The organism is Nocardia sp. bgisy118 (assembly GCF_057708605.1).
On sequence record NZ_JBYISM010000001.1, the window covers coordinates 215,202 to 240,602 of the forward strand.

The 25,401-nt window shown below is 69.6% G+C and carries 21 protein-coding genes and 1 pseudogene; 16 read left to right on the forward strand and 6 right to left on the reverse strand.

Going from position 1 to position 25,401, the window contains the following annotated elements:
* Window positions 1-40: 40 nt before the first annotated feature.
* The 12 genes and pseudogenes from AC3EO7_RS00860 (at window position 41) to AC3EO7_RS00915 (ending at window position 15,662) form a co-directional block, all read left to right on the forward strand.
* Window positions 41-1,000, forward strand: a complete 960-nt coding sequence (locus tag AC3EO7_RS00860) for an aspartate carbamoyltransferase catalytic subunit (protein ID WP_431971678.1) — start codon at window positions 41-43, stop codon at window positions 998-1,000.
* A gap of 106 nt (window positions 1,001-1,106) precedes the next feature.
* Window positions 1,107-2,390, forward strand: a pseudogene (locus AC3EO7_RS00865) (dihydroorotase); the annotation flags it as partial.
* Window positions 2,391-2,494: 104 nt separating this feature from the next.
* A complete protein-coding gene (locus AC3EO7_RS00870) occupies window positions 2,495-2,992 on the forward strand; it encodes a PH-like domain-containing protein (protein ID WP_431971677.1) in 498 nt (165 codons plus the stop codon).
* The gene (carA, locus tag AC3EO7_RS00875) at window positions 2,989-4,101 is read left to right on the forward strand and encodes a glutamine-hydrolyzing carbamoyl-phosphate synthase small subunit (RefSeq protein WP_431971676.1); all 1,113 of its coding nucleotides are present in this window, start codon (window positions 2,989-2,991) and stop codon (window positions 4,099-4,101) included. Before AC3EO7_RS00870 ends, carA begins: the two co-directional genes overlap by 4 nt.
* Window positions 4,101-7,433, forward strand: coding sequence for a carbamoyl-phosphate synthase large subunit (gene carB / locus AC3EO7_RS00880; protein ID WP_435590184.1), 3,333 nt, complete (start codon window positions 4,101-4,103; stop codon window positions 7,431-7,433). Before carA ends, carB begins: the two co-directional genes overlap by 1 nt.
* An 11-nt stretch (window positions 7,434-7,444) precedes the next feature.
* Window positions 7,445-8,269 carry an orotidine-5'-phosphate decarboxylase gene (gene pyrF / locus AC3EO7_RS00885; RefSeq protein ID WP_431971674.1) on the forward strand — a complete coding sequence of 275 codons (825 nt, stop codon included), beginning with the start codon at window positions 7,445-7,447 and terminating at the stop codon, window positions 8,267-8,269.
* Window positions 8,270-8,895: 626 nt separating this feature from the next.
* Window positions 8,896-9,216: an integration host factor, actinobacterial type gene (mihF, locus tag AC3EO7_RS00890; RefSeq protein ID WP_040708330.1), complete on the forward strand. Its 321-nt coding sequence runs from the start codon at window positions 8,896-8,898 to the stop codon at window positions 9,214-9,216.
* A gap of 8 nt (window positions 9,217-9,224) precedes the next feature.
* Window positions 9,225-9,806, forward strand: coding sequence for a guanylate kinase (gmk, locus tag AC3EO7_RS00895; RefSeq protein ID WP_435590185.1), 582 nt, complete (start codon window positions 9,225-9,227; stop codon window positions 9,804-9,806).
* A gap of 104 nt (window positions 9,807-9,910) precedes the next feature.
* Complete coding sequence (gene rpoZ / locus AC3EO7_RS00900; RefSeq protein ID WP_068066473.1) at window positions 9,911-10,186, forward strand: DNA-directed RNA polymerase subunit omega; 276 nt, start codon at window positions 9,911-9,913, stop codon at window positions 10,184-10,186.
* 74 nt (window positions 10,187-10,260) lie between these two features.
* On the forward strand, window positions 10,261-11,490 hold the full coding sequence (gene coaBC / locus AC3EO7_RS00905) for a bifunctional phosphopantothenoylcysteine decarboxylase/phosphopantothenate--cysteine ligase CoaBC (RefSeq protein ID WP_435590186.1): 1,230 nt from the start codon (window positions 10,261-10,263) through the stop codon (window positions 11,488-11,490).
* Between the two features lie 278 nt (window positions 11,491-11,768).
* The gene (gene metK / locus AC3EO7_RS00910) at window positions 11,769-12,980 is read left to right on the forward strand and encodes a methionine adenosyltransferase (RefSeq protein ID WP_431971671.1); all 1,212 of its coding nucleotides are present in this window, start codon (window positions 11,769-11,771) and stop codon (window positions 12,978-12,980) included.
* 66 nt (window positions 12,981-13,046) lie between these two features.
* Window positions 13,047-15,662, forward strand: a complete 2,616-nt coding sequence (locus AC3EO7_RS00915; RefSeq protein ID WP_435590187.1) for a primosomal protein N' — start codon at window positions 13,047-13,049, stop codon at window positions 15,660-15,662.
* Between the two features lie 92 nt (window positions 15,663-15,754).
* Here the strand turns inward: AC3EO7_RS00915 and AC3EO7_RS00920 are convergent, their stop codons facing one another.
* Window positions 15,755-16,600, reverse strand: coding sequence for an NAD(P)H-binding protein (locus AC3EO7_RS00920; RefSeq protein WP_435590188.1), 846 nt, complete (start codon window positions 16,598-16,600; stop codon window positions 15,755-15,757).
* A gap of 72 nt (window positions 16,601-16,672) precedes the next feature.
* Between AC3EO7_RS00920 and AC3EO7_RS00925 the strand changes: the two genes are divergently transcribed.
* The 3 genes from AC3EO7_RS00925 (at window position 16,673) to AC3EO7_RS00935 (ending at window position 19,165) form a co-directional block, all read left to right on the forward strand.
* Window positions 16,673-17,239, forward strand: a complete 567-nt coding sequence (locus tag AC3EO7_RS00925; protein WP_431971668.1) for a TetR/AcrR family transcriptional regulator — start codon at window positions 16,673-16,675, stop codon at window positions 17,237-17,239.
* A gap of 156 nt (window positions 17,240-17,395) precedes the next feature.
* Entirely contained in the window at window positions 17,396-18,058 is a 663-nt protein-coding gene (locus AC3EO7_RS00930) for a PadR family transcriptional regulator (protein WP_435590316.1), read from the forward strand.
* Window positions 18,059-18,178: 120 nt separating this feature from the next.
* The gene (locus tag AC3EO7_RS00935; protein ID WP_431971721.1) at window positions 18,179-19,165 is read left to right on the forward strand and encodes an esterase/lipase family protein; all 987 of its coding nucleotides are present in this window, start codon (window positions 18,179-18,181) and stop codon (window positions 19,163-19,165) included.
* A gap of 278 nt (window positions 19,166-19,443) precedes the next feature.
* On the opposite strand, the gene AC3EO7_RS00940 is transcribed toward AC3EO7_RS00935, so the two are convergent.
* From AC3EO7_RS00940 to AC3EO7_RS00960, 5 genes are all read right to left on the reverse strand, one after another.
* Window positions 19,444-20,667: an oxygenase MpaB family protein gene (locus tag AC3EO7_RS00940; protein WP_431971667.1), complete on the reverse strand. Its 1,224-nt coding sequence runs from the start codon at window positions 20,665-20,667 to the stop codon at window positions 19,444-19,446.
* A 226-nt stretch (window positions 20,668-20,893) separates the two neighbouring features.
* On the reverse strand, window positions 20,894-22,396 hold the full coding sequence (locus AC3EO7_RS00945) for a sulfatase family protein (protein ID WP_435590189.1): 1,503 nt from the start codon (window positions 22,394-22,396) through the stop codon (window positions 20,894-20,896).
* Between the two features lie 268 nt (window positions 22,397-22,664).
* Window positions 22,665-22,871: a hypothetical protein gene (locus AC3EO7_RS00950; RefSeq protein ID WP_431971665.1), complete on the reverse strand. Its 207-nt coding sequence runs from the start codon at window positions 22,869-22,871 to the stop codon at window positions 22,665-22,667.
* Between the two features lie 106 nt (window positions 22,872-22,977).
* Window positions 22,978-23,640 (reverse strand): response regulator, encoded by a 663-nt coding sequence (locus AC3EO7_RS00955; protein WP_431971664.1) that lies wholly within the window; start codon window positions 23,638-23,640, stop codon window positions 22,978-22,980.
* Complete coding sequence (locus tag AC3EO7_RS00960; protein WP_435590190.1) at window positions 23,637-24,743, reverse strand: sensor histidine kinase; 1,107 nt, start codon at window positions 24,741-24,743, stop codon at window positions 23,637-23,639. The genes AC3EO7_RS00955 and AC3EO7_RS00960 overlap by 4 nt, the downstream gene beginning before the upstream one ends.
* Before the next feature lie 216 nt (window positions 24,744-24,959).
* Here AC3EO7_RS00960 and AC3EO7_RS00965 point away from each other — a divergent pair, with 216 nt between their 5' ends.
* Complete coding sequence (locus AC3EO7_RS00965; RefSeq protein ID WP_431971662.1) at window positions 24,960-25,379, forward strand: DUF6223 family protein; 420 nt, start codon at window positions 24,960-24,962, stop codon at window positions 25,377-25,379.
* Window positions 25,380-25,401 lie beyond the last annotated feature (22 nt).

Here is a 25,401-nt window from a genome sequence, read left to right on the forward strand (position 1 = left end):
ACCGGGTGCGGGTGTCCCGCATGACCCAGGAGGCCGAGGCGTGAGACATCTGCTGAGCGTCACAGATCTGGACCGCGCCGCCGCGACCGAGCTGCTCGACGAGGCCGAGCGCTTCGAGCAGGCGCTGCTCGGCCGCGAAGTGCACAAGCTGCCGACCCTGCGCGGCCGCACCGTCATGACCGTGTTCTACGAGAACTCCACCCGCACCCGGGTGTCCTTCGAGGTCGCCGGGAAGTGGATGAGCGCCGACGTGATCAACGTCAGCGCGAGCAGCTCGTCGGTGTCCAAGGGCGAATCGCTGCGGGACACCGCGCTGACCCTGCACGCCGCGGGCGCGGACGCGCTGATCGTGCGCCACCCCGCCTCCGGCGCCGCGCACCAGATCGCGCACTGGATGGACGGATGGGCGCGCGCCGAGGGCCGGGCCTCCGGTCCGGCGATCATCAACGCGGGCGACGGCATGCATGAACACCCGACCCAGGCACTGCTCGACGCGCTGACGCTGCGTCAGCGGCTCGGCGACATCGAGGGCAAGCGGGTCGTGATCGTCGGCGACATCCTGCACAGCCGGGTGGCGCGCTCGAACGTCTTCCTGCTGCACACCCTCGGCGCCGAGGTGGTGCTGGTCGCGCCGCGTACGCTGCTGCCGATCGGCGTCGAAGCCTGGCCCGCCAGGGTCGCGCACCACCTGGACGCCGAACTGCCCGGCGCCGACGCGGTCCTCATGCTCCGCGTGCAGGCCGAGCGCATGAACGGCGGTTTCTTCCCGTCGGCGCGCGAGTACTCGGTGCGCTACGGGCTGTCCGAGCGCAGGCTCGCGCTGCTCGCGGAGCACGCGGTGGTCATGCACCCCGGCCCGATGCTGCGCGGCATGGAAATCGCCTCCGCCGTGGCGGACTCGCCGAAGGCTGCGATCCTGCAGCAGGTCACCAACGGCGTGCACCTGCGGATGGCGGTGCTGTTCCGCCTGCTGGTCGGCGCGCAGGAGGCGGTGGCATGAACGGCAACGACGAGCGGAAGGTGACGCCCGGCATGAGCGGTCAGGGCTCGGAGGAGGCAGCTCGCGTAACCACGGAGAGCCCCCGCTCGGGCCGAAAGGAGACAGCATGAGTGGGCTGTTGATCAAGGGGGCCTTGATCTACGGCGAGGGCGAGCCGGTCGACGTGTTCGTCGCCGACGGCGAGATCCGGCAGATCGGCACCGATCTCGGCATCGTGGACGCCGAGATCATCGACGCGCAGGGCCAGATCTTGTTGCCCGGCTTCGTCGATCTGCACACCCACCTGCGCGAACCGGGCCGCGAGGACACCGAGACCATCGAGACCGGCTCCGCCGCCGCCGCGCTGGGCGGCTACACCGCCGTGTTCGCCATGGCCAACACCAACCCGGTCGCCGACTCGGTGGTCGTCACCGATCACGTCTGGCGGCGCGGTCAGGAGGTCGGCCTCGTCGACGTGTTCCCGGTGGGCGCGGTGACGGTCGGCTTGGAGGGCAAGCAGCTCGCCGAGATGGGCACCATGGCCGCCGGAGTCGGCGCGGTGCGCATGTTCTCCGACGACGGCCACTGCGTCTACGACCCGCTGATCATGCGCCGTGCGCTGGAGTACTCGAACTCCCTCGGCGTGCTCATCGCCCAGCACGCGGAGGAGCCGCGGCTCACCAAGGGCGCGGTCGCGCACGAAGGCCCGACCGCCGCCAGGCTCGGCCTGGCAGGTTGGCCGCGCGCCGCCGAGGAGTCGATCGTGGCCCGCGACGCGCTGCTCGCCAGGGACGCGGCCGCGCGCGTGCACATCTGCCACGCCTCCACCGCGGGCACCGTGGAACTGGTGAAATGGGCCAAGTCCCAGGGCATTTCGATCACCGCCGAGGTGACGCCGCACCACCTGCTGCTCGACGACTCGCGGCTGGAGACCTACGACGCGGTCAACAAGGTCAACCCGCCGCTACGCGAGGCCTCCGACGCCGCGGCGCTGCGCCGGGCGCTGGCCGAGGGCATCATCGACTGCGTGGCCACCGACCACGCCCCGCACGCCGAACAGGACAAATGCTGCGAATTCGCCGTAGCACGTCCGGGCATGCTCGGGCTGGAGACCGCGCTGTCGATCATCGTGCAGACGATGGTGCGACCGGGGCTGCTGGACTGGCGCGGCGTGGCCCGCGTGATGAGCGAGCGTCCCGCGCAGATCGTCGGACTCGACGACCACGGCCGCCCCCTCGAGGTGGGCGAGCCCGCGAACCTCACCCTGGTCGACCCGGACGCCACCTGGACGGTGCGCGCCGCCGAGCTGGCCAGCATCTCGAACAACACGCCGTTCGAGGCGATGACCTTCCCGGCCAAAGTGACGGCGACGGTGCTGCGCGGCCGGGTGACCGCCCGGGAGGGTAAGGCGGTCGGCTTGGGTTCCGCGGCGCGAGCGACGGGCCCGGAGGCGGTAGCGGAGCGTGACCACGCAGGGCACCGGGAGCGCCGCCGATCCGATACAGGAGGTCCGTAGTGGAAAGAACGCTGTGGGTGGTCGGGCTGTTCGCGCTGTTCGTCCTCGCTCTCTGGCTGATGTATCGAGGCTGGACCAATCGCGAGGCACGTCAGCGGGAGCGGATCGGCGAACTGCCGCCGGTGCCCGCCGAACTCGGCGCGCAGGTGCTGGAACCGACCACCGGGATGTATCTCGGCAGCACCATCGCGCCCAGCTGGCAGGACCGGATCGCGGTGGGTGATCTGGGCTTCCGCGCTACGGCGGAGCTCACGCGGTTCGAAGGGGGAATTCTGCTCGAGCGTGACGGCGCGACGGTGATCTGGATTCCGCAGGAATCCATCACGGCGGTGCGCACCGAGCGCGGACACGCGGGCAAAGTGATGACGGAAGATGGTGTGCTGGTAATTCGCTGGAAGCTGCCGACCGGAACCGAGATAGACACCGGTTTCCGAGGTGACGACAAGACGGTGTACCCGGCGTGGGCCACGACGATGACGGGAGATGACAGAACGTGAACGAAGCGGCTGCGCTGGTGCTCGAGGACGGCCGGGTGTTCCGCGGCACCGCCTACGGCGCCATGGGCGAGACGCTCGGCGAGGCGGTGTTCTGCACCGCGATGACCGGGTATCAGGAGACCCTGACCGACCCCAGCTACCACCGCCAGATCGTGGTGGCGGCGGCACCGCAGATCGGCAACACCGGATGGAACGACGAGGACGACGAGTCCTCGAAGATCTGGGTGGCCGGCTACGTGGTGCGTGACCCCGCGCGGCGGGCGTCGAATTGGCGCGCGACCACCACGCTGCCCGACGCGATGCAGCGCCAGGACATCGTCGGCATCGCGGGCGTCGACACCCGCGCGCTGGTGCGCCACCTGCGCACCCGCGGCTCGATGAAGGCGGGCATCTTCTCCGGTCCCGCCCTCGCCGACGCCGACGCGCTGCTGGCCAGGGTCAACGGCCAGCCGTCCATGCTCGGCGCGGACCTGGCCGGTGAGGTCAGCACCGACTCGGTCTACACCATCGAGCCGACCGGCGAGCGCCGCTTCACCGTCGTCGCCGTCGACCTGGGCATCAAGACCAACACCCCGCGCATGTTCGCCCAGCGCGGCATGCGCGTGCACGTGGTGCCCTCGACCGTCACCCTGGACCAGATCCGCGAGCTGAAGCCCGACGGCGTCTTCCTGTCCAACGGCCCGGGCGACCCGGCCACCCAGGACGGCGCGGTCGCGATCACCCAGGGCGTGCTGGAGCAAGGGCTGCCGCTGTTCGGCATCTGCTTCGGCAACCAGATCCTGGGCCGGGCGCTCGGCCGCAAGACCTACAAGATGAAGTTCGGCCACCGCGGCATCAACGTCCCGGTCGTCGAGCACGAGACCGGGCGGATCTCGATCACCGCGCAGAACCACGGCTTCGCCCTGGAGGGCGAGCAGGGCGAGCAGTTCGACACCCCGTTCGGCCGCGCCGAGGTCAGCCACGTCTGCGCGAACGACGGCACCGTCGAGGGCGTGCGCCTGCTCGACGGCCGCGCGTTCTCCGTGCAGTACCACCCGGAGGCCGCCGCCGGTCCCCACGACGCCGCATATCTGTTCGACCGTTTCGCCGGTCTCATGGAAGGAGCCTGATGCCTCGCCGCGAGGATCTCCACCACATCCTGGTGATCGGCTCGGGCCCGATCGTCATCGGCCAGGCCTGTGAGTTCGACTATTCCGGCACCCAGGCGTGCCGGGTGCTCAGGTCCGAGGGCCTGCGCGTATCGCTGGTGAACTCCAACCCGGCGACGATCATGACCGACCCCGAGTTCGCCGACTCGACCTACGTCGAGCCGATCACGCCGGAGTTCGTCGAGAAGGTCATCGCGAAGGAGCGTCCCGACGCCATCCTCGCCACCCTCGGCGGGCAGACCGCGCTGAACACCGCCGTCGCGCTGCACGAGCGCGGCGTGCTGGAGAAGTACAACGTCGAGCTGATCGGAGCCGACTTCGAGGCCATCCAGCGCGGCGAGGACCGGCAGAAGTTCAAGGACATCGTCGCCAAGGTCGGCGGCGAGAGCGCACGGTCGCGGGTCTGCTTCACCATGGACGAGGTGCGCGAGACGGTCGCCGAGCTGGGCTTCCCCGTCGTCGTGCGGCCCTCGTTCACTATGGGCGGCCTCGGCTCCGGCATGGCCTACAACGACCAGGACCTCGACCGCATCGCGGGCGGCGGTCTGGCCGCGTCGCCGACCGCCAACGTCCTGATCGAGGAGTCCATCCTCGGCTGGAAGGAATACGAGCTCGAGCTCATGCGCGACGGCCGCGACAACGTCGTGGTGGTCTGTTCGATCGAGAACGTGGACCCGATGGGCGTGCACACCGGCGACTCGATGACCGTCGCACCGGCCATGACGCTCACCGATCGCGAGTACCAGAAGCTGCGCGACCTGGGCATCGCCATCTTGCGCGAGGTCGGCGTCGATACCGGCGGTTGCAACATCCAGTTCGCGGTGAACCCGCGCGACGGCCGTCTGATCGTCATCGAGATGAACCCGCGCGTCTCGCGCTCCTCGGCGCTGGCTTCCAAGGCCACCGGCTTCCCGATCGCCAAGATCGCCGCCAAGCTGGCCATCGGTTACACGCTGGACGAGATCGTCAACGACATCACCAAGGAAACCCCGGCCTGCTTCGAGCCGACCCTGGACTATGTCGTCGTCAAGGCGCCGCGGTTCGCGTTCGAGAAGTTCCCCGGCGCCGACCCGACGCTGACCACCACCATGAAGTCGGTGGGCGAGGCGATGTCGCTGGGCCGCAACTTCTCCGAGGCGCTCGGCAAGGTGCTGCGCTCGCTGGAGACCAAGGCCACCGGCTTCTGGACCCTGGACGACGGCCCGTGGGCCCCGTCAGGCGATGACGTGCAGGCCGCTGTCGACAAGATCCTGGACGACCTGCGCACGCCTATCGAGGGCCGCATCTACCAGGTCGAGCGGGCGCTGCGCTACGGCGCGAGCATCGAGGACGTGGCCGCGGCCTCCGGTATCGACCCGTGGTTCGTCGCCGAGGTCGCCGGTCTGGTCGAGCTGCGCCAGGAGATCATCGACGCCCCCGTGCTGGACGAGCCGCTGCTGCGCCGCGCCAAGCACTACGGCCTGTCCGACTGTCAGCTCGCCGCGCTGCGGCCGGAGCTGGCGGGCGAGACCGGCGTGCGCGCGCTGCGCCACCGGCTCGGCGTGCGCCCGGTGTTCAAGACCGTCGACACCTGCGCCGCCGAGTTCGAGGCCAAGACCCCGTACCACTACTCGGCCTACGAGCTCGATCCCGCCGCGGAGTCCGAGGTGGCGCCGCAGCGCGAGCGCGAGAAGGTGATCATCCTCGGCTCCGGCCCGAACCGCATCGGCCAGGGCATCGAGTTCGACTACTCGTGCGTGCACGCGGCGCAGACGCTGTCGCAGGCCGGCTACGAGACGGTGATGGTCAACTGCAACCCGGAGACCGTCTCCACCGACTACGACACCGCCGACCGGCTCTACTTCGAGCCGCTCACCTTCGAGGACGTGCTCGAGGTCTACCACGCCGAAAGCGAGTCCGGCACGGTCGCGGGCGTCATCGTGCAGCTGGGCGGACAGACCCCGCTGAGTCTGGCGCAGCGGCTCACCGACGCCGGTGTCCCGGTGGTCGGCACCAGCGCGGCGGCCATCGACCTGGCCGAGGATCGCGGCGAGTTCGGTGAAGTGCTGGTCGCGGCCGGGCTGCCCGCGCCGAAGTACGGCACCGCCACCACGGTCGAGCAGGCCAAGAAGATCGCCGCGGGCATCGGCTACCCGGTGCTGGTTCGCCCGTCCTACGTGCTCGGCGGGCGCGGCATGGAGATCGTCTACGACGAGAAGTCCCTCGAGGGCTACATCTCCCGCGCCACCGAACTGAACCCCGAGCACCCGGTGCTGGTCGACCGTTTCCTCGAGGACGCCATCGAGATCGACGTCGACGCGCTCTGCGACGGCGAGGAGGTCTACCTCGGCGGCGTGATGGAGCACATCGAGGAAGCGGGCATCCACTCCGGCGACTCGGCTTGCGCGCTGCCCCCGATCACCTTGGGCCGCAGCGACATCGAGGCGGTGCGCCGCTCGACGATCGCGCTGGCCAAGGGCATCGGCGTCAAGGGCCTGCTCAACGTGCAGTACGCGCTCAAGGACGACGTGCTCTACGTGCTCGAGGCCAACCCGAGGGCCAGCCGCACGGTTCCGTTCGTCTCCAAGGCCACCGCGGTGCCGCTGGCCAAGGCCTGCGCGCGAGTCATGCTGGGCGCCACCATCGCCGAGCTCCGCAAGGAGGGCATGCTGCCCAGCGAGGGCGACGGCGGCCATGTCGCACTGGACGCCCCGGTCGCGGTGAAGGAAGCGGTGCTGCCGTTCCACCGGTTCCGTCGCGCCGACGGCAGCGGTGTGGATTCGCTGCTCTCCCCGGAGATGAAGTCGACCGGCGAGGTGATGGGCATCGACGCCGATTTCGGCACCGCCTTCGCCAAGAGCCAGTCCGCGGCCTACGGCTCGCTGCCCACCGAGGGCACGGTCTTCGTCTCGATCGCCAACCGCGACAAGCGGGCCATGGTGTTCCCGGTGAAGCGGCTGCACGATCTGGGCTTCCGCATCCTGGCCACCGAGGGCACCGCGGAAATGTTGCGCCGCAACGGTATTCCGTGCGAGCAGGTGCGCAAGCACTCCGAGGAGGGCCCGGCCGACGAGCCGACCATCGTGGAGCAGATCCGCGACGGCGAAGTCGACATGGTGTTCAACACCCCCTACGGCAACTCGGGCCCGCGCGTGGACGGCTACGAGATCCGCACCGCCGCGGTGGGTGTGAACATTCCGTGCATCACCACGGTGCAGGGCGCGGCCGCGGCCGTGCAGGGCATCGAGGCCTGCATCAACGGCGGCATCGGCGTGCGGTCCCTCCAGGAACTGCACTCGTCGCTGCGCGGCTGAGGCGGCGGTCGATGAAAACGTTCGGTGCGCGGCTGCGGCACGCGATGCATCACTTCGGCCCGCTGTGCGTCGGCATCGATCCGCACCCGCAGCTGCTGTCGGCCTGGGGCCTGCCCGAGAGTGCCGAGGGCCTGGAGAAGTTCGCCGAGATCTGCGTGGAGGCGTTCGACGGCACCGTCGCGCTCGTCAAACCGCAGGTGGCGTTCTTCGAGGCCCACGGTTCGGCCGGGATCGCGGTGCTGGAAAGGACCGTCGAGGTGCTGCGCGCGTCGGGGACGCTGGTGCTCGCCGACGCCAAACGCGGCGACATCGGCTCCACCATGGACGCCTACGCCCGTACCTGGCTCGGCGACGGGCCGCTCGGTTCGGACGCGGTAACCGTCTCGCCGTACCTGGGTTTCGGTTCGCTCGCGCCCGCGTTGTCGCTGGCCGAGGCCAACCACCGCGGCGTCTTCGTGCTCGCCGCCACCTCGAATCCCGAAGGGGCGCAGGTGCAGCTGGCGCGCGCCGGGGACGGGCGCAGCATCGCGCAGACGATGGTGGACGAGGCCGCCGCGCGCAACGCGGGCGCAGGCTTCGGGTCGATCGGCGTCGTCGTGGGCGCCACCCTCACCGAGGCGCCCGACCTGTCCGCGCTGAACGGCCCGATCCTGATGCCGGGCGTCGGAGCACAGGGCGGTGGCCCCGAGTCGGTGCGCGATCTGGTGCCCGAGTCGATGCTCGGCGCGGTGGTGCCGAATGTGTCACGCGAGGTGTTGCGCGAAGGTCCCTCGGTGTCGGCACTGCGTGCCAGGGTCGCCGCACTTCAGGAGGATTTCGCCTTCCTGGGGCGCTGAATCCCGCGACGGCGGATTCTTCGATCGATCACGTTCGCGGCCCGCGGGCTCGGTACCGACCGAACCCGCGGGCCGCTTTGCGGTGTCTGGCCGCCATTCTGCGGGGTTTACACGTGTTCCGCGCGGGGAAACCTGGGTGGCGTGTGGTGAATCGCGCAGGCGGCGATTCAGCGGCACGCCGTGCCCGCCTGCTCTCATCGCCGGCCCCGGACGCCATGCGCCGGGGCTTTTCGTCGTCCGCGGGTGCGATCGATCCCATCCGATGAGACAAATGTTCGATCCGACACGCGGACGAACAGCGCGACACGCGGGAAATTTCCAGAAACTTCCTGGTCGGAAGCCTGCACAGTTGCTGACACCTTGTGACGTGTCACCGCAACCGCTCCGCTAACTCTGGAATGCTTCGAAAAAACGCTGGTAGCAGGGCGTTTCCGGGATTCGGCGGTACGATCACCGCAGCGCCCGGAGCGCGACGCGCATCCGGTGCGGCTCGCCCCTAGGGCATGCAGAATCATGCGCTGACCTGGGGGGTGGGTTCGCAATCGGCGGACGTCGTGGGTACGGTCGCTGAGACCGCGCGGGTTACCGGCGGTAGATCAAGCAATGAACGATGAGACGGAGGAACCGTGGCCCTTCCCCAGCTGACTGACGAGCAGCGCGCCGCTGCTTTGGAGAAGGCGGCTGCCGCTCGCCGCGCTCGGGCGGAGCTCAAGGAGCGCTTGAAGCGTGGCGGCACCGACCTGAAGAGCGTCCTCAAGGATGCCGAGACCGACGAGATCCTCGGCAAGATGAAGGTGTCGGCGCTGCTGGAGGCCCTGCCCAAGGTCGGCAAGGTCAAGGCGGCAGAGATCATGACCGAGCTGGAGATCGCCCCCACCCGCCGTCTGCGCGGACTCGGCGATCGGCAGCGCAAGGCGCTGCTCGCCCGCTTCGACTTCGACGCCTGACGACGAGGGTGGTCGAACACACGCGGAAGGGTCGGCTGGTAGTACTGGTCGGCCCCTCGGCCGTAGGCAAGTCCACGGTCGTGCGGTGCGTGCGGGAACGCCTGCCCGAACTGGTCTTCAGTGTGTCGGCGACGACCCGGGCCCCGCGGCCCGGGGAGGTCGACGGCCTCGACTACCAGTTCGTCTCCCGTGAGCAGTTCGACGCCATGATCGAGGCGGGCGAACTCCTGGAATGGGCGGACATCCACGGCGGCCTGCAGCGGTCGGGTACCCCGGCCGGGCCGGTGCGCGAAGCGCTCGAGGCGGGCATACCCGTGCTCGTCGAGGTGGATCTCGAAGGCGCGCGCTCGGTGCGCCGTGCGATGCCGGACGCTCTTCTGGTCTTCCTCGCCCCGCCGAGCTGGGACGAACTGGTCTCCCGGCTCACCTCGCGCGGCACCGAATCGCCGGAAGTGATCGAGCGCAGGCTGCAGACCGCGAGGACCGAATTGGCGGCCTGTGACGAGTTCGACATCGTCATCGTGAACGACGAGGTGACCAGCGCCTGTGAGCAGTTGGTATCGTTGTTCGTTAGCACAAATTCGAGGTAGTTGCCGAACACCCGTGTCCCGGCCTCGGCCGGGGCAAGGGCGCTGACATGGCACGCTCGATTACCCGCTGATTTTTCCCACGACAACCCGCAGGAGCCTCACCAGTGAGCGACACCAAGACCGCGCCCGCGTACGACACCCCGATCGGCCTGACCAACCCGCCGATCGACGAACTGCTCGAGCGCACGTCGTCCAAGTACGCGCTGGTCATCTACGCCGCCAAGCGGGCCCGCCAGATCAACGACTACTACAACCAGCTCGGCGACGGCATCCTCGAGTACGTCGGACCGCTGGTGGAGCCGGGCCTGCAGGAGAAGCCGCTGTCGGTGGCCATGCGCGAGATCCACTCCGACCTGCTCGAGCACTCCGAGGGCGAGTAACCCCTCCCGCGTCCGCGCGTGATGCCGCAGTATCGAACCCCCCGCGTCGCCGGGGACGAGCCCACGGAGGCGCAGTGACCACACGCATCGTCGTCGGTGTCAGCGGAGGCATCGCCGCCTACAAGGCCTGCGCGCTCGTCCGGCGTTTCACCGAGACCGGGCACGAGGTCAGGGTGATCCCCACCGAGTCGGCGCTGCAATTCGTCGGCAAGGCGACCTTCGAGGCCCTGTCCGGGAACCCGGTGCACACCGACGTGTTCACGGACGTGCCCGAGGTCCCGCACGTTCGGCTGGGGCAGGAGGCCGAACTCGTGGTCATCGCCCCCGCCACCGCCGACCTGATCGCGCGCGCCGCGCACGGCCGCGCCGACGATCTGCTCACCGCCACGCTGCTGACGGCGCGATGTCCGGTGCTCTTCGCGCCCGCGATGCACACCGAGATGTGGGAGCATCCGGCCACCGTGGCCAATGTGGAGACGCTGCGCAGGCACGGCGCGACGGTCATGGAGCCCGCGTCGGGCCGCCTCACCGGCACCGACACCGGTCCGGGCAGGCTGCCCGAGCCCGAGGAGATCTTCGGGCTGGCCTCGCTGCTCCTGGAGCGCGCCGACGCCATCCCGCGCGATCTGGTCGGCCGCCGCGTGGTGATCACCGCGGGCGGAACCAGGGAACCGCTGGATCCGGTGCGTTTCCTCGGCAACCGCAGCTCGGGCAAGCAGGGCTACGCGCTGGCCAGGGTCGCCGCGCAGCGCGGCGCGCACGTCACGCTCATCGCGGGCAACACGATCGAGATGGCCGCGCCCGCGGCCGTCGACCTGCTGCACATCACCACCGCCGAACAGCTCAAGACCGCCGTGGAGAAGCACGCGGTCGGCGCGGACGCGGTGATCATGGCGGCGGCGGTGGCCGATTTCCGGCCGACCAACGTGGCCGCGGCCAAGATCAAGAAGGGCGCGGGCGAACCGGACGTCATCCCGTTGACCAAGACCGACGACATCCTCGCCGGGCTGGTGCAGTCGCGGCGCGACGGTCAGCTGCCGGATACCGCCATCGTCGGTTTCGCGGCCGAGACCGGCGACGAACACGGTGACGTGCTCACCCACGCGCGCGCCAAGCTGGCCCGCAAGGGGTGCGACCTGCTCGTGGTCAACGCGGTCGGCGAGGGCAAGGCCTTCGAGGTCGACACCAACGACGGCTGGCTGCTCGGCGCCGACGGCACCGAACAGGCCCTCGACCACGGGTCGAAGGCGCTGCTCGCCAGCCGGGTGCTGGACGCGCTGGGTCCGCTGTTGCACACCAGGTAAGGACGCGCTGGGTCCGCTGTTGCACACCAGGTAAGTTGGACGCGATCGAATTACGTTGCCGCGCCGATCGATCGGATCGGACCTCGGCGGTCGGCGCGGTGCGCGAATGTGTGCCGCGTCCGCCGCGGTTCCGGATAGTCTGAGACGGCGATAAGCGGCGGATTCGGCGCGTCGAGGTTTGGAATAGTCTGAGATGAAGGGTTGCGCGGCGGCGGTATCGCATTACTGTCGCTGTGGCCATCCGATACGAGAAACCCGTTGAGGGAGAGGGAACAACTGTGCGCACGTCTGGCAGCCGCCTATTCACCAGTGAGTCCGTGACCGAGGGTCATCCGGACAAGATCTGTGACGCCATCAGCGATTCCATCCTCGACGCGTTGCTGGCGGAAGACCCGCGCAGCCGGGTCGCCGTGGAGACGCTCGTCACCACCGGTCAGGTGCACGTCGCGGGTGAGGTCACCACCTCCGCCTACGCCGATATCCCGCGCATCGTCCGCGAGAAGGTCCTCGAGATCGGATACGACTCGTCCGCAAAGGGTTTCGACGGCAACTCGTGCGGCGTCAACATCGCCATCGGCGCCCAGTCGCCGGACATCGCGCAGGGCGTCGACACCTCGCACGAGGCGCGTATCGGCGGTGAAGACGACGAGATCGCCAAGCAGGGCGCGGGCGACCAGGGCCTGATGTTCGGCTACGCCAACACCGACACCCCCGAGCTGATGCCGCTGCCGATCGCGCTCGCGCACCGGCTCTCGCGCCGCCTGACCGAGGTCCGCAAGACGGGCGTGCTGCCCTACCTGCGTCCCGACGGCAAGACCCAGGTCACCATCGAATACGACGGCCACCGGCCGGTCCGGCTCGACACCGTGGTCATCTCGACCCAGCACGCCGCCGACATCGACCTGGACAACCTGCTCGCGCCCGATATCCGCGAGAAGGTCCTCGACTCGGTGCTCGCCGACCTGAACCTGCCCACCCTGGACATCGCCGACGTCCGGCTGCTGGTCAACCCGACCGGCAAGTTCGTGCTCGGCGGCCCGATGGGCGACGCGGGCCTGACCGGCCGCAAGATCATCGTCGACACCTACGGCGGCATGGCGCGGCACGGCGGCGGCGCGTTCTCCGGCAAGGACCCGTCGAAGGTCGACCGCTCGGCCGCGTACGCCATGCGCTGGGTCGCCAAGAATGTGGTGGCCGCGGGCCTCGCTGACCGGGTCGAGGTGCAGGTCGCCTACGCCATCGGTAAGGCGGCGCCGGTCGGTCTGTTCGTCGAGACCTTCGGCACCGAGAAGGTCGACCCGCAGCGCATCTCGAGCGCCATCACCGAGGTGTTCGACCTGCGCCCCGGCGCCATCATCCGCGACCTGGACCTGCTGCGCCCGATCTACGCGCCGACTGCGGCCTACGGTCACTTCGGCCGCACCGACGTCGACCTGCCCTGGGAGCACACCGACCGCGCGGACAAGCTGCGCGCGGCCGCCGGTCTGTAGGCCGACCGGGCTGGAGTGAACCGACCCCCGGCGGACGCATCCGCCCTCCCCGCGGATGATGTGTCCGTGGGACCGTCGACAACAGCGGAAGCACCCGCGCGACCTATCGCGCGGGTGCTTCCGCTGTTGACGCCCGCGCACCTGGACCGCGATTTCGACTACCTGGTGCCCCCCGAACTCGACGAGATCGCCCAGCCCGGCGTGCGGGTGCGCGTGCGCTTCGCGGGCCGTCTCGTCGACGGCTACCTCCTCGCTCGCCTCACCCACAGCGAGCACGGCGGCAAACTCGTCAAACTCGAGCGCGTCGTCTCCGCGGAACGCGTCCTCACCCCCGAGATCCTGCACCTGGCGACCGCCATCGCCGCCCGCTACGCGGGCACCCGCGCTGACGTCCTGCGCCTGGCCATCCCTCCGCGGCATGCGCGGACGGAGAATGGGGGGACCAAGAAGACGGCTGCCGCCGATCCCTCACCGGACGAGTCGTCCACAGCCGAGGCGACGAACGATTCGCCCGCGGCTCCCGCCTCCGATCCAAAACCCGTGCGGCAGAACATGCCTGGATTCGATGCGGACGGCACACCGGTACGCATCGCCGAAAACGGATCTGTACCAGACGATTCGATCTACCATCCGGACGCGGTCGTTGATACCACCGACTCGGAGCAGGTGACCGCACCCGGTGCCGCCGCGGGAGAGCTGCCGGATGCCCTCGGCGAGAACGAGTCTCGGACACCCCCCGGCGTTGCGCCCGGGATCGGTAGCGAGCGCAGCGCATCGACCGAACCGGCGCTGATGTCGACCGAACTCTTGGACGGCGACCTGACACCGAGGGATGCCGGTGTAGTCGGCGTGGCTGCGGTCCGTGCCGCGATGAAAGGCACGGCCGAGTACGGCGCCGCGAAGGTTGGTGCGGCCGAGGACGTCGCCGCCGCGAAGGTTGGTGCGGCCGAGGACGTCGCCGCCGCGAAGGTTGGTGCGACCGAGGACGTCGCCGCCGCGAGCCTGGCTACCGAGGGTGGCGACTCCGTCCCGAATGCTCTGCCCGAGAAGACATCCGAGGCGGCGGGGCGCTCGGAACAGTCCTTCGACACCGCGCCCTGGGAGCGTTACGTCCACGGTGGCGCGTTCCTCGCGGCGCTGGGCCAAGGCAAAGGCGTGCGGGCCGCGTGGCAGGCGATGCCGGGGGAAGACTGGGCGCGGCGGCTCGCCGAGCTGGCCGCGACCGTGGTCGCGGCGGGGCGCAGCGCGATCCTGATGGTGCCCGACCAGCGAGATCTGGCTCAAGTGCTGGCGGAATGCGTTCGGCTGGTGGGGGATTCGGCCGTCGGATTGACATCAGGGCTGGGGCCCGCCGCGCGGTACCGGCGCTGGCTCGCGGTGTTGCGGGGGAGCGCGCGGATCGTGGTCGGCACGCGCAGCGCCGTGTTCGCGCCCGCCGCGGATCTGGGTCTCGTCGCGATCTGGGACGACGGCGACGACACCTACGCCGAACCCCGCGCCCCTTACCCGCATGCCAGGGAGATCTCGATGTTGCGGGTGCACGAGACCGGGGCGGCGTTCGTCGCGGCCGGTTTCGCCCGCACCGCCGAGATCCAGGCGGTGGTCGATTCCGGGTGGGCGCACGACCTCGTCGCCGATCGCTCGGTACTGCGCAAGGCCGCGCCGCGGATCAGCGCTCCCGGCGACAGCGATCTGGCGATGGAGCGCGATCCGGTGGCGCGGGCCGTCCGCATCCCCGGCGTCGCGTTCGCGGCCGCGCGCGCGGCGCTGAAGGAGGGCGCCGCGGTGCTGGTGCAGGTGCCGCGCCGCGGCTATGTCCCCGCGCTGGCCTGCGCGAAGTGCCGCACGCCCGCGCGGTGCAGGCATTGCAACGGCCCGCTCGCGCTCCCGGAGAACACCCGCGGCCGCGACGAAGCCCACAGCCCGAGCTGTCGCTGGTGCGGAATCACCGAGACCGCCTTCCGCTGCCCGGCCTGCGCCTCTCGCGCCCTTCGTGCCGTGGTGATCGGCGCCGTCCGCACCGCCGAGGAACTGGGCCGCGCCTTCCCCGGGGTGCCGATCCGCGGTTCCGGCGGCGGCGCGGTGCTGGACACCGTCGAACCGGGACCGCAGGTGATCGTCTCCACCGTCGGCGCGGAACCGGTGGTGCGCGGCGGATACGGCGTCGCCCTGCTGCTGGACGGCTGGGCGCTGCTGAGTCGCGCCGATCTGCGCGCCGCCGAGGACGCGCTACGGCGCTGGATGTCGGCCGCCGCGTTGGTGCGCCCGCACGGGCAGGTCGTGGTGATGGCCGAACCGTCCCTGCCGACGGTGCAGGCGCTGGTGCGCTGGGACCCGCTCGGCCACGCCCGCGCCGAAGTCGACGCCCGCGCCGAGGTCGGTTTCCCGCCCGCGGTCCGCCTCGCCGCGGTGGACGGCGCCTCCGATGCCATCGACGAACTGCTCTCCGCCGCCGACCTCCCCGCCGACGTGGAAGTGCTCGGTCCGGTCCCGCTGCCCGCCATCGCCCGCAAACCCTTCTCCGGCGACTCCCCGGCCGAGGTCGAACGCATGCTCCTGCGCGTGCCCCGCCGTTCCGGCGCCGCCCTCTCCCGCGCGCTCACCGCCGCGCAGGCCGTCCGCAGCACCCACCGCTCCGACGCCCCGCTCCGCGTCCAGATCGACCCGATCGACATAGGCTGATCGCACGGGCCGCGTCCGAAACCTCGAACAGATGCGGTCGAAGGCGGCCGAACATCGTCGTCCGGCCACCACTCGACTCCCGCAGGATGCCCTCAGACGAAGACGGCCCGATTCCGTTCGGCCCATTCGGCGTACGTGCCCGCCGGTCGGCCGAGCACTTCCTCGATGTCCGGGCTGATCAGCAGCTCGCCGGGCGTGGGCGCGCCCAGAATCTCCAGCGTGTGGTCGGCCACCGCTTCCGGCATGAAGCGCAGCATGCCCTCGCGGGCTTGCGCGGGGGTGAGCTCGACGAAGCGAACCTCGGTTCCGAGCGCCGCGCCGAGTGCCGTGGCCTGCTCGCGCGGGGTGCTGAGCGCGGGTCCGGTCAGGGTGTAGATCCGGCCGGCGTGCCCGTCATCGCGCAGCGCCGCGGCGGCGACGGCCGCGATATCGGCCGGGTCCACCGATGGCAGTCCGACCGATCCGAACGGCGCGGCGACGACACTCTCGGCCCGCACCGATTCGGCCCACGCGTAGGTGTTGCTGAAGAAGCCGCCCGGCCGCAGGATGGTCCATTCCACGTCCGAGGCGCGAATCGCGTTCTCGTAGGCGCGAATTCGGTCGTAGCCTGCGGCTTCCGGCCGGGTCTGCGTGCCGAGCGAGGACACGAAGACCACCCGCCGCACTCCTGCGGCCGCGACGACGCCGAGGACTTCCTCCGGTTCCGGTCCCGCGATCAGTTGCTCGCCGGTGATCAGCAGGAACAGCGCCTCGGCGCCCGCGAGGGCGGGGGAGAGGCTCGCGGGATCGCCGAGATCGCCCGCGACACGGCGGACTCCTTCGGGCAGCGCGACGTCGCCGATGCCGCGCGAGACGGCCGTCACCTGGGCGCCCGCCGCCGCGAGCAGCGGTACGAGCGAGCGTCCGATATTGCCGGTCGCCCCGGTCACCACGATCATGTGCACTCCTAGTTAGTTGGCTGACTAAAACGAACGTAGCCGAGGATTCCCCGGCTGTCTATAGTCAGTTGTGTGACTAACTCAGTCGAGAAGGCGGGCAAGCGCGAGCGGCTGGTCGAGGCGGCGGTGCGCGAGTTCTACGAGCGGGGCATCGAGAAGACCACCATCGCCGACATCGCGCACACCGCCGAGGTGCCGGTGGGCAATGTGTACTACTACTTCAAGACCAAGGATCAGCTGCTCGAAGCCGCCATCGGCGCGCACGCGCGCGGGCTCGACGAGCTGATCGCAGGCTTGGATGAGCTGCCGACGCCTCGGGAGCGGCTGAAGGTGCTGATTCAGGGCTGGGTCGACGAGCGGGAGATGGCCGTCCGATACGGCTGTCCTTTCGGCTCCCTGACCGCCGAGTTGCACAAGCGTCCCGACCCGCTGGACGGGCGGGCGGCCGAGGTGATGCGGACGCTGCTGGACTGGGCCGAGCGGCAGTTCGCGGAAATCGGTCGCTCCGACGCGCGCGAGCTCGCGGTGGCGCTCATCGCCTCCTATCAGGGAATCTCCCTGCTGACCAATGCCTTTCGCGATCCGGAGCTGATGACGGCAGAAGGGAAGCGGCTCCAGGGCTGGATCGATTCGCTGTAGCGACGCGCGCGCCGGGCGCGTCCGTGCACCGCGTGGTGCCGGGCGCGCCCGAGTCGTTTCTCGGGGTGGGAATGCCGGAGAGCACCCTTGCGTTCGATGCATTGTCGATATATCGTCGATACTGTGAAACGAACACAAGAGCCCGAGGAGGCTTTCATGGAGAACATCGAGAACAGGCACAACGGAGATTTCGGACGCGGCGGCCGCTGGCGCAAGCCGGGTCGGGGGGAGTTCGGCCCCGACCGTCGGCAGCATCGTCGCGGCGGCAGGCACGGCTTCGGTCCCGAGTTCGGGCCTGGCTTCGGCCCTGGCTTCGGGCCCGGCTACGGTCCGCACTTCGGACGCGGGCGCGGCCGCGGTGGCCGTGGTCGGCGCGGCGACGTGCGCGCCGCCGTGCTGCTGCTGCTCACCGAGCGGCCGATGCACGGCTACGAACTGATCCAGCAGATCCGCGAGCGCAGCGACGACATCTGGCGGCCCAGCCCCGGATCGATCTACCCCGCGCTGGCGCAGTTGGAGGACGAGGGCCTGGTGCTCATCGAGAAGGTTGCCGGGCGCAAGACCGCCAAGCTGACCGACACGGGCACCGAATACGTCACCGAGCACCGCGAGGAACTCGGCGATCCCTGGGCCGAGGTCAAGGCGGACGTCGGCGCACAGGCCATCGACCTGCGCGGTCTGGTCGGTCAGGTGATGGGCGCGGTCGCCCAGGTGGCCGCGGCGGGCACCCCCGAGCAGGCGGCGAAGGCGGCGGAGATCCTCAAGGAAACTCGTCGTTCGCTCTACCGCGTTCTCGCCGAGGATGACGCTACCGAATAGTAATGATCACGAAACAGCCCGTGGGCGTGCGATTTTCGAGCAAATGGGGTAGATCATTGTGATATGGAACAGCCAATTGGTTTGTGGGGTTGGGGTAGATCACAGTGGGGTCGCGTCGTCATGGCGTGTGCGCTGGCCGCGGGGGCGTTGGTCGGTTCGGGCGCGGGCGGTCTGACAACCGCCGCGGCCGATCCGGCCGCCATCGCCGAACCGCTCGTCGTCCGGCCGCCGGACGTGCCGACCGAGGGCGCGCCGCCGCAGCCCGACCACCTCGCCGCGGCCCGGTATCTGAAGGGCCACAAGAACGCTACGCCGATGGGCACCAACGATTTCGGCTGCCGTCCCACGGCCGCCCACCCCCGTCCGGTGGTGCTCGCGCACGGCACCGACTCCACCGCCTATTCCGATTGGTCGGCCATCGGACCCCAGCTGGTGGCGGCGGGATTCTGCGTCTTCGCGCTCAACTACGGCGGCGCGCCGGGTGCGGACACCTACGGCACCGAGGACCTGCGCGCCAGCGCCTATCAAGTCGGCCAATTCGTCGACCTCGTGCTCGACTCGACCGGCGCGGCGGAGGTGGATCTCGTCGGATTCTCCCAGGGCGCCAACGTGACGCGGTACTACACCAACAAGCTGGGCGGGGCGGCGAAGGTGGGCAACTGGGTCGGCGTGGCCTCGCCGACCTACGGCGGGGTGATGTACGGGCTGGTGCCGGTGGCGCAGGTGATTCCGGGTGCGCTGGAGGTGTTCGCCAAAGTCACCTCGACCGCGGCGGTGCAGCAGGCGCAAGGCTCGCCGATCATGCTCGAGCTCAACGCGGGCGGTGACACCGTCCCCGGTATGCGCTACGTGACCATCGGCAGCCGGGTCGACGAGATGATCCAGCCGTTCAGCAATATCGCGCTGCGCGGGGCGGGCGCGGAGAACATCGTCGTGCAGGACCTGTGTCCGGACAACCTCACCGGCCACTTCCACATGGTCTACGACCCGTTCGTGCAGGAGTTGGTGCTGCGGGCGCTCGACCCCGCGCACGCTCCCGCGCCGACCTGCGAGCCTGTCGCGCTCGGCACCGGCATCCCGCAGGTGATCATCGCGGGCAATTCCTGATCGTCGGCCGCGGCCACGCGCCGGTGGATGACGCGGGGCGGATGGGTTCGGACCCGCCGCCCCGCCGCTCGGTCGACCACCGCGCAGTGACGACTGGCGGCCTTGCGCCTTCGGTCGGTGCTGGGATTTTCGTGTCGTCGTGGCTGTGCTGCTCGGCTCGGTGAGCGGGCGACCGCATCGCCGAACTTCCTGCGGCCGTTGCAGTTTCGATCGATCGCTGAAATCGGGTGCGTGTGCCGCAGGGCGGCGAGGATCCCGGCGCGCGGGCGCGGGGTGGTCTAAGCGGCGTGTCCGATGTGCTGGGCGGAGTCACCGATGACCGCGGTGTCCGCGCCGGTCAGGGTGCGGATGAACGCCAGCTGCTCTGCGCGACCTCGTGCGGCGGCCCGTTCGAATCGTCCGGGCGCGATCCACGTCGATATCGACCGGGCGAGATTGAACGGCAGGCGCAGCAAGGGATACCACGGCGGGGTGTAGGCGGGCAGACCCAGTTTTCTCATCGCGGGCGGACCCAGGAACATGGTCGCGATCGACAGGTGCTGGGAGCGTGCGATGCGCCGGCGTAGTCCGGCGAGGTGGCGGTAGTGCCAGCCCAGTGGTTCGTCGCGCATCGGCAGCGCCAGCTGGGGCGAGGTCTCGTCGGGGTTCGTGATCGCGGTCATCGTGTGATACAGGATGCGGACGCTGTCCCGGAAGTCCTTGGGCAGGAAGCGTTCTTCCACTCCCATCACCCATCCGACATAGCGGGTGAAGTGCGCCGCGGCGTCGGCGTCGCGTGGCGTGACCAGCCACCCCATGCCCATGGCTCCCACCATGGGCGCGATCAAGGCGCCGACCAGGGTGGCTGCCATGTCGGTCTGGTTGATCGGCAGTCCCCATTCTTCGCCGCGCCAGTCCGGCAGTGCCGCGACGTGGCGGCGGACCATCGAGTGGATCATCCGCACGTGCACCGTGGAGCGATAACCGAGTCCCAGCGGCAGCATGCCGTCGGCGGAGGTGACATCCATCGCCCATTGCGTCGTCTCGGCGAAACGCTTGGCAGGCCCCTTCTCCAAAGCCCCTGTGCGAAGGAGGGTTTTGTTGAATCCCGAGGCCAGGTATCCGCCGAGGAAAGACATGTCGCGCGCGACGTAGAGCCCGTCGCGGCCGCCGATACTGAACACACGTTCTGCGCGGCGGATCTTGTCCCAGTCCACCCAGTCCGGCACGGCCTCGAGGTAGTCGAAGAACTCGCGTAGCGGGCCGGGCGCCTCGGAAACCGCCGCGATCCCTTCGCGGAGTGCGCGCTCGAACAGCGGCCGAGTAGTCGTCATCCCTTCGCGATACATCCAGTCCACCAGCTCGTCCATCGGCCGGTCACCGACATTCAGCGCTTCCCCCAGCTCGCGGAACTGGACCGGGGTCGGCTTCCGCAGGCCCAGCACCCGCGTGACCAGCCCCAAACCCGGGCCGGGGACAGCCTGCGGTGCGGCCGGGTGTCGACTCGGGATCGTCGATTCCATGGTCACTCTCTCCTTCGAGGTGATGCCAGCACTTCGCGATCGGGGCGGTGCGCCGCACCCGCCGCTTCTGGCAAGATCCTCTGCCAGAACTAAGTTTTTGGCAATAGTCCTTGCCAAAGAGTGGCGTAGCGAGTCCGCACTACAGCGCCACTGGGACCGCATGCTTCTCCTCCGCCCGCACCCTGACCAACGGCTGAGGCTCCGGTTCGGAAAGCAGGATCAGGCGTCACAGCTCCTGGGCGGCAAGGGAATCCACGAGGTCGTCGAGCTCCGAGACGAGATTCCGCGCGCCGCCCTCGTTGGCGAGGTTGTGCAGTTCCAGGGGGTCGTCCTGGCGGTCGTAGAGTTCGTATTCGAAGTCCGCGTGCGGGCTGGAGATGGTCTCCGGCGTGGAGTATCGGGCGAAGCTGTATCGCGAGGTGATCGCGCCGCGCAGGCAGTAGTTCACGCCCGACGGGAGGCCGCCGCTGGATTTGGCGTCGGAGGTCAGCAGGATCGCGTCGCGAACCGTTCGGGTGGGATCGGTCAGTAGTGGTGTGAGGTCGCGGCCCGCGACGGGGCCGAGTGTCGCGGGGTTCGCTCCGGCGAGCGCGGCGAGGGTGGGCACCAGATCGATATGGGAGGTCAAGCCGTTGGCGGTCGTCCCATGTGTGCCGGGGTTGCGCGGGTCGGCGATCACCAGCGGGACGCGATTGTTCTCTCGGTAGATCATGGCGCCCTTCTGCCGGAGTCCGTGTGCGCCACCGAGTTCGCCGTGATCGGCGACCCGGACCACGACGGTGTCGGCAGCGGCGCCACTGTCGTCGAGGGCGGTCAGGACCCTGTCGATGAGCTCGTCGGTGCGGTGCAGCAGTTCGAGGTACCAGTTGCCCCACTGTCGCCACTGCCGCTCGCCCAGCGGGGAGGTCACGGTGTCGGGCATCGCGCCGCCGACCACGGAATTGGCGGTGCGCCAAGCGGTTTGCACCCGTGGTTTGGACGACAGGTCGGATTCGAAGTTCGGCGGGACGTCGGCGCCGTGGTCGGGGACGTCTTCGAGCCGGTAGAAGCGGGGGCAGAACATCATGTCGTGCGGATTGACCATGCTGACCACGCACAGCCACGGCTCGGAGTCGGCGCCGCGGCGACGCAGCCATTCCGTCGCGTGATCGACGACGCCGGGGTCCTCGTGGAGACCCTCGTTCGGTCCGCCGCCGGACAGGATGTCGAGCGCCTCGTCGAACCCGTACGGCGACAGCGCCGTGATCCCTGGGCCGACCGGGTCGGACAGATGCCACTTGCCGATGTAGGCGGTGCGATACCCGGCCTGGCGCAGGACCGTACCGAGCGTAGGGACGGTGGTGTCGAGATCGGGGCTGAATGCCTGCATCGCGCCGAGCAGCGCCCCCATCGGCTCACTGCCGCGCACGTTGTCGAGCATGCCGGTGACCGGCGCCTGTCGCCCGGTGAAGAACGTCGACCGGGCGGGCGAGCACGGAGCGGTCGGTGTGTGGTGCATGGTGAAACGCACTCCCGCCGCTGCGATCCGGGCGCGGGCGGGCAGCGTGAACCCCAATGGCAGAGTGACATCCGCGCGTTCCTGGTCGGTCATGACGACCAGAATGTTCGGCCGCCGGGACCTGGGTGCCGCGCCCGCGCTCGGGGCTGCGGAGGCCAGGACGGGCAGCGCCGGAACGGCCGCCATCATGGCCAGCACCTCGCGACGGCCGAGTTTCGGTTCTTCGGGCATGTGTGGCGAAACCTCTCCTCATCGGCCAGGTGACTGACGGTATCGTCATATACGAACGAAGTGTCAGTCAAGAGCGCGCGTCGAAATCGCGAATGTGCGCGCCGACAGCCGAGACGAACGTGAGGGGAATCGCTCGAATCTGTTGGCGCAGCTCATCGGTCGGCCAGCATCGTCATTCGATACAGGGTGGGGAAGCTCTACCGCGGCGTAGCCCGCCGCCCGGTCGAGCCGTACTTGCGGGCCGCGCTGAGGACGTCTGGGAGGTGCGTCAGGGGAGATGCATCAGCTGCCGGGCCAGGCCGAACAGGCGGCTGCCGAGCCTGATGACGGGAAGCCCCAGCGGAATCAGGAGGATCGTCGCGCACAACACCGCGCCGAGGAGCCACACCACGGCCGCGAGCAATCCGACTACCGTGCCGAGCACGGCCGTCACGAGTCCCACCACGAAGTTGAGCAGGCCAGTTAGCGCTCGCATGACGACCTTTCTGTGTCCATTCTGCGCTCTTTCCCGGCGATGCGCATCTACCCGCACCTGCGAGGAAAGCCGCCGGAGTTCGGCGAGAACCGTGTGGCGCGGGAGGTCACGAGCGTCGCGGGGCTACCAGGCCGGATTCGTAGGCGAGAACGACGAGTTGGGCCCGGTCGCGGGCGGCGAGCTTGGTCATGGCCCGGTTGACATGGGTTTTCGCGGTCAGTGGGCTGATCACCATGCGGTCGGCGATCTCCTCGTTGGACAAGCCCTGCGCGACCAGCGTCACGGCCTCGCGTTCGCGGTTGGTCAGTTCTTCCAACGCTTTGCCGACGGCGCCGGCGAACGGCTGGGTGACGTACCGGTCGATCAGCCTGCGAGTGATCGACGGTGCGAGCAGCGCGTCGCCGCGGGCGGCGACGCGGACGGAGTGCAGGAAGTCTTCCGGCTCGATGTCCTTGACGAGGAATCCGGCCGCGCCCGCGCGCAATGCGTGGAAGACGTACTCGTCCAAGCCGTAGTTCGTCAGGATGACGACGTGCACGCAGGCCAGGCGCGGGTCCGCGGCGATGCGGCGGGTCGTCTCGATGCCGTCGAGGCCGGGCATTTGGATGTCGATGAGCGCGATGTCGGGAAGGTGTTCCCTGGCCAGCGCCAAACCCTCGGCGCCGTCGGCGGCCTCGGCCACCACCTCGATGTCGTCCTCGAGGTCGAGCAACGCGCGGAATCCGCTGCGGATGAGCGGCTGATCGTCGACCAGCAGCACGCGGATCACAGCGTCCGCTCCACAGGAAGTTCGGCTCGGACCGAGAAGCCGCCCGCGCCGCGCGGAGCCGCCCGCAGGCGACCGCCCAGCGCGGTGACGCGTTCGTGCATCCCCAGCAATCCGACGCCGTGCGGCGGCGCGGTGTCCGATGTCGCCGTGCCGTCGTCGTCGACTCGCACTACCACAGTGTCGGGGCGGTAATCGATTCGGACCGACGCGTTGGAGGCGGCGGCGTGCCGGGTGATGTTGGTCAGCGACTCCTGAACGATCCGATACACGGTCCGGTCCACCGCGGCCGGGAGATTCTGGCGTTGCCCTTCGATCGTCAGCGTCGCGTCGAGGCCGGTCGTCCGGGCCCGTTCCACCAGATCCGGGAGGTGGTCGAGCCCGTGAGGCGGGCTCTTGCCGTCGTCTCGCAGCGCCTCGAGCGTCGCTCGCAGTTCCCTGGCCGCTTCCCGGCCTGCCTCCCGGATCGCGAGCAGGGCCTCGGGTACCTCTTCGCCCCGTTTGCGAGCGACGTGGACGGCGGCCTCGGACTGCACCTTGATGACCGAGATCTGGTGGGTGAGCGAATCGTGCAGCTCCCTGGCGATGTGCAGGCGCTCCTCGTCGGCGCGGCGCCGCGCGGTCTCCTCCCTGGTGCGCTCGGCTTCGTCCGCCCGCCGCTCCGCTTGCCGCAGCGCTTCGCCCGCGGCGCCCGCCGCGATCAACCAGGCCAGCTCGAGGGCATCCCTGGCTCGCGCGAACGCCTCACCTGTGTCGTGCAGCGAGGCCAGCGCGGCGAGCGGGAGAGCGGCCAGCAGGGTCACCGACGCCGCCACCGTGATCGTCCGGTACCCCGCCCGCACCGCGGCGTACACCGCGAACAAGAACGCGACGGCGGGCACGTCGAAACCGACGGCTTGGTAACCCAGCGCGCACAACCCGGTCACGATGAGCACGGCGACCGGAGCCCGGCGGCGGGCGGCCAGCGCCAGTCCGCCGCTCGTCAACAAGGTGTGGCCCAGCGGGTCGAGATCCGTGGGGGAGTGCTGTTTGGACAGCCCGGTGACCAACAGGATCGCCGCCACGCCGACGGCGATCGCCCAGTCTCCGATCCATCGGCTGCTCATGCGTGCACCCTAGCCGGATATTCGCGCGGGCGACTCCGGCACACGGAGGATCAATCGTCTGCTGCGTACGCAGTACTTTCGCGGCTGCTACCGCGTCCGCGGCAGTCGGCTACCGCCGCTGTGACAGCGCGAATTGCCCACGCCCGCACGATGATCGGCGACGGCTCGGCCGGAGATGATCGAACGACATTCAGCCGAACGACCAAGGAGAACCTCGTGTCCCTCCCTCACTTGCCCGCCGCCGCGGCGGTCGCCCTGCGCGAAGGCTTCGCGCTGGCCACACCGGCGACCTCGCACCTCTCGGTTCAGTCGGCCGCCGGTTTCGGCGACCTGAGCGCTGGGCGACTCGGCGCCATCGTGGCCGCGCTGGCGGGATTGACCGGCGTGGTCGTCGGTGGGATGGTCCTGGCTCGCCGGGCGGGCCGTCTCGGCGCGAGCAACGGGAGGCTCGGGGCAGGCGTCGCGCTGGTGGCGGGACTGATCGGCGTGGGCCTCGGCGGGGTGGTGGTGGCCACGTCCGACGGGGGGATCGGCACCGGCAACGGTTTGGGCGGCGCCATCGTGGCGCTGGTGGTGGGTCTGATCGCGACCGTCCTCGGTGGGGTGGGTCTGGCCCGTGCCCGCCGCGCGGACTGACACGAGTGAAAACAGTGTGGTC

Excerpts from the sequence above, each read along its gene's own strand:
- AC3EO7_RS00935 (WP_431971721.1), top strand. The coding sequence starts at position 18,179 with ATGGCGTGTGCGCTGGCCGCGGGGGCGTTGGTCGGTTCGGGCGCGGGC.
- carB (WP_435590184.1), top strand. The coding sequence starts at position 4,101 with ATGCCTCGCCGCGAGGATCTCCACCACATCCTGGTGATCGGCTCGGGC.
- AC3EO7_RS00920 (WP_435590188.1), bottom strand. The coding sequence starts at position 16,600 with ATGATCGTGGTGACCGGGGCGACCGGCAATATCGGACGCTCGCTCGTA.
- AC3EO7_RS00945 (WP_435590189.1), bottom strand. The coding sequence starts at position 22,396 with ATGCCCGAAGAACCGAAACTCGGCCGTCGCGAGGTGCTGGCCATGATG.
- AC3EO7_RS00940 (WP_431971667.1), bottom strand. The coding sequence starts at position 20,667 with ATGGAATCGACGATCCCGAGTCGACACCCGGCCGCACCGCAGGCTGTC.
- pyrF (WP_431971674.1), top strand. The coding sequence starts at position 7,445 with ATGAAAACGTTCGGTGCGCGGCTGCGGCACGCGATGCATCACTTCGGC.
- AC3EO7_RS00960 (WP_435590190.1), bottom strand. The coding sequence starts at position 24,743 with ATGAGCAGCCGATGGATCGGAGACTGGGCGATCGCCGTCGGCGTGGCG.
- AC3EO7_RS00930 (WP_435590316.1), top strand. The coding sequence starts at position 17,396 with ATGGAGAACATCGAGAACAGGCACAACGGAGATTTCGGACGCGGCGGC.
- AC3EO7_RS00950 (WP_431971665.1), bottom strand. The coding sequence starts at position 22,871 with ATGCGAGCGCTAACTGGCCTGCTCAACTTCGTGGTGGGACTCGTGACG.